At 73.1% G+C, this 253-nt stretch carries 1 pseudogene; it reads right to left on the minus strand.

The window, feature by feature from the left end:
- Positions 1–253: pseudogene (locus SB751_RS33150) on the minus strand (hypothetical protein); the annotation flags it as partial.

A 253-nucleotide genomic window follows, 5' to 3' on the forward strand; every position in this document is an offset into this window, starting at 1 on the left:
CGATCAGGCGGCCGGCTCGCGCCGCCGAGGCCAGCGCCCAGTCGGCGATCAGGCGCAGCGATTCGCGCCCGCTGATCGAGTCGCGGGCGGCCTGGGCGGCGTACAGGCGCACCGCCTGATGCAGGTTGGCCGGGGCGATGGCGTCCAGGCAGGGCGTTGCATTGACCACGTCTTCATACGCGCATTGTCCCAGGCTGCCGGTCAGCGACAGCCGCGCCTGCTGGCCGTAGCTGGCAACGGCCAGGCCGAGCGG

It is taken from the genome of Cupriavidus sp. SIMBA_020, from assembly GCF_046535395.1.
GTDB lineage: Bacteria > Pseudomonadota > Gammaproteobacteria > Burkholderiales > Burkholderiaceae > Cupriavidus > Cupriavidus campinensis.